Annotated in this window: 4 protein-coding genes; all 4 read right to left on the bottom strand. The window is 62.4% G+C overall.

What is annotated here, in order from left to right; all coding sequences use genetic code 11:
• Window positions 1-1396, bottom strand: a 1396-nt coding sequence (locus CRO22_RS18380; protein ID WP_097071587.1) for a phage major capsid protein, incomplete at its 3' end; no start/stop codon positions are given.
• Entirely contained in the window at window positions 1389-1682 is a 294-nt protein-coding gene (locus CRO22_RS18745; protein WP_141399494.1) for a hypothetical protein, read from the bottom strand. The genes CRO22_RS18745 and CRO22_RS18380, both read right to left, overlap by 8 nt.
• Window positions 1679-2029, bottom strand: a complete 351-nt coding sequence (locus tag CRO22_RS18375; protein ID WP_097071586.1) for a gene transfer agent family protein — start codon at window positions 2027-2029, stop codon at window positions 1679-1681. Before CRO22_RS18375 ends, CRO22_RS18745 begins: the two co-directional genes overlap by 4 nt.
• Window positions 2022-2561: phage portal protein (locus tag CRO22_RS18370; protein WP_141399493.1), on the bottom strand; the 540-nt coding region annotated here is incomplete at its 5' end. The genes CRO22_RS18375 and CRO22_RS18370, both read right to left, overlap by 8 nt.

Here is a 2561-nt window from a genome sequence, read left to right as displayed (position 1 = left end):
TGATGCTGAACCCGGTATGATCGGCAATCGTGTAGCCCGAGGCGAAGTCACCGAAGACGATGGGGGTTTTGCCCGCGGTGGCATCGTCCATGTCGGGCGCCTCATAGACCGGACGCCCGAGAAGAAGCGACGGTTGGCCCGCCGCAAGGCCGCTTTGCCACAGAAGTTGGCCGTCGAGGTCGGCCAGCTTGCGGATGCTCGCCATCGTCTTGCGGTTCATCATCCACGCGCCATTCTGGGCATAGGGCGTTTTCAGGGTATAGAAGAGGTCGAGGAGCTGCGGCACCCCCAGCATCGGCGCGTCACATTCCTGCACCTCGGCCGAGGTCATCACGCCTTCGGCAGCGGTGGCGCCGTTGCCGGTGACGAACCATTGCGCTTCGAGCTGACCAAAGCGGCGGGCGATATGGTTCGAGAGATAGCTGTTCAGATCAACCTGGGCATCTTCGAGAAGAACCCGCGTCACTGGCACGATGACGGCCATTTCATGCGCTTTGAGGTCGATCTGTTCGAAGGTCGGCTCGGATTCCGGGCGCGCGGCGGTCTCGGTCACATGCTCGGGCTGCACCTCGGTCACAAGGCGCGGCAGTTGCAGAAGCGGAACGCTCATCGCGATCACCGAAGCGAGGCCCCGCACCGGCGATTGTTCCGCAATCTTCGAGATGATCGAAGACGAAACAGTTTCGGGGGCGAGAATGCCGCCGGTCGAGGGCGCGCCGTAGGCGAGGCTCTTCGTTTCGGATTTGTCGCCCGTGCGCAGGTAATGCACGAAGCCCTTCACCTCGTCAGCCGCCATAACCGGGCTTTGAACGCCGGTGACGGCGAAGCTCGGGCGGTTCGATTTCGCTTCGAGCTTGTCGAGGCGGGATTTGATCTCGTCAAACGCCTTGGTGTCGATCTGCGGCGCGGGCGCCGCGGTGTCTTCTTGTTCCATCGCTGAATGTTCCTTGTGCAAATGGCTGGATTTCAAAGAGGTGATCTGCGCCCCCGGATGGGCCGGAACCGCAACAATGCTGATTTCGTGAAGCTCAAGCGCCGTGATGCGACGGCCGCGGCCCTCGCGCTTGGCGTCCTTGGTGACAAAGCCGATAGAGAGGCCCGAAACGGCCCCCGCCCGGACCATCGCCCGCACCTCGCGGGCGCGTTCCACGTCTTCGATCAGAAGACGGCCTTTCACCGTCAGACCTTCCTCGGTCTCGGCGATCTCATCCCAGACGCCAATCACCTGCGCCTGATCATGCGCAAAGAGCATCGGCAGCGCGGAAGGTGCCGAGAAGGCACCCTTCACGATCACGTCGCCCACCCGGTCGGCAGAACCGAAAGGCCAAGCAAGCCCGGTGATCTCGCCTGCCTCGCTCACGGCGAGCTCTGCCTTGACTTCGAGCCGGTCACGCATGGCAGACACTCAAAAGAACCGAGGTGTCTTGCGGGTTATACGCCCAGACATGAACCGCCTGCGGAAACTGTGGAAATATATCTTCCAAAGATATATTTGCCGCAATGGCCAAGAACCCCGGAAGTAGCTGACTGCCCTGCATATCGGTCGGTGCAGTTTCGTCGGGTGTAGCTTTCAGATGCACCCAGAAACCGCTTTGATTGTTCACCCGAATGTTCGTCACCGGCTTACTGGTAAGCTGGGTCCATACGCCCGGTGTCGCGTTGATTGTGGCGCTTTGGCTCATGCCGTCACCTTGAGCGCGGGCGCTTCCTTCTCAGGTTGCGCAATGCCATTCCAGCGCGCTTCCATGATCGCGAAGGCGAGCGGGAAGAGCTCAGCGAGCGGGCGATTCTGGGCATAGGTGGTGCAAAGGTGCTTTGCCTGTTCCGGTGCCATACCGGCGCCGATCAGGCCGAGCCGGATGATCTCGGTGAGCACCTGCGCGGGAGAGCTCATGTTGACGAGCTGGACATAGAGCGCGCCGGTGCCTTGGCCGGTCAGGCACTCAAGCTCGGCAAGCATCGGGTCGGTGAGGGTAAAGGAATGCTCGGCATCGCCGAAGAAGGCGTGCAGCGTGATCTTGTCAGTCATCGGTGGGGGTGTCCTTGGCGGGTTCTGCCTCGGAGGCAGGCGGGGCGCCGGTTGTGGTGTAGGGGTTTTGCAGCGTGTCGCCATCGCCGTGCGGTGGCAGGTTCAGCCCGGCGCGCACCTCGTTCGCGGTCATCGCGCCCATGCTGCGATACTGACCATAGGCGGCCGCGCGGGCGGCCGTGTCGGTGGTGGTCAGATCGTCGGTGACGAACTCGACATAGAGCGCCCGGCGTTCTTCCGGGCTCAGGAGGCACCGCGCATAGGCCCAAGCCCAAGAGGTGAGCCAAGGCTTGAGCGTGACTTGCAGGAATTGCCGGGCCATTTCCTCGGTGTTTGACCATGTGCCGCGCGTGAGCTCGAAGAGCATCGTCGGCGGCACCCGGAAGGCGCGGGCAATCTCTCGGATCTGTTCAAGGCGGTTCTCGGCGAACTGCGTATCGGCGAGCGTCATCGTCACCGATTCATAGCTCATGCCCTCGTCGAGAATGGCGGTGCCACCGGAACGGCCCGCGCCATGTGCCGCCGTCCAGCT

Source organism: Rhodobacter maris (assembly GCF_900217815.1).
Classification (GTDB): domain Bacteria; phylum Pseudomonadota; class Alphaproteobacteria; order Rhodobacterales; family Rhodobacteraceae; genus Rhodobacter; species Rhodobacter maris.
Note: the sequence above shows the minus strand (reverse complement) of the source record. Positions and strands in the feature narration are given on the sequence as shown.

Coding starts and splice junctions, on each gene's coding strand:
- CRO22_RS18375 (WP_097071586.1), bottom strand. CDS start 2,029: ATGACTGACAAGATCACGCTGCACGCCTTCTTCGGCGATGCCGAGCAT.
- CRO22_RS18745 (WP_141399494.1), bottom strand. CDS start 1,682: ATGAGCCAAAGCGCCACAATCAACGCGACACCGGGCGTATGGACCCAG.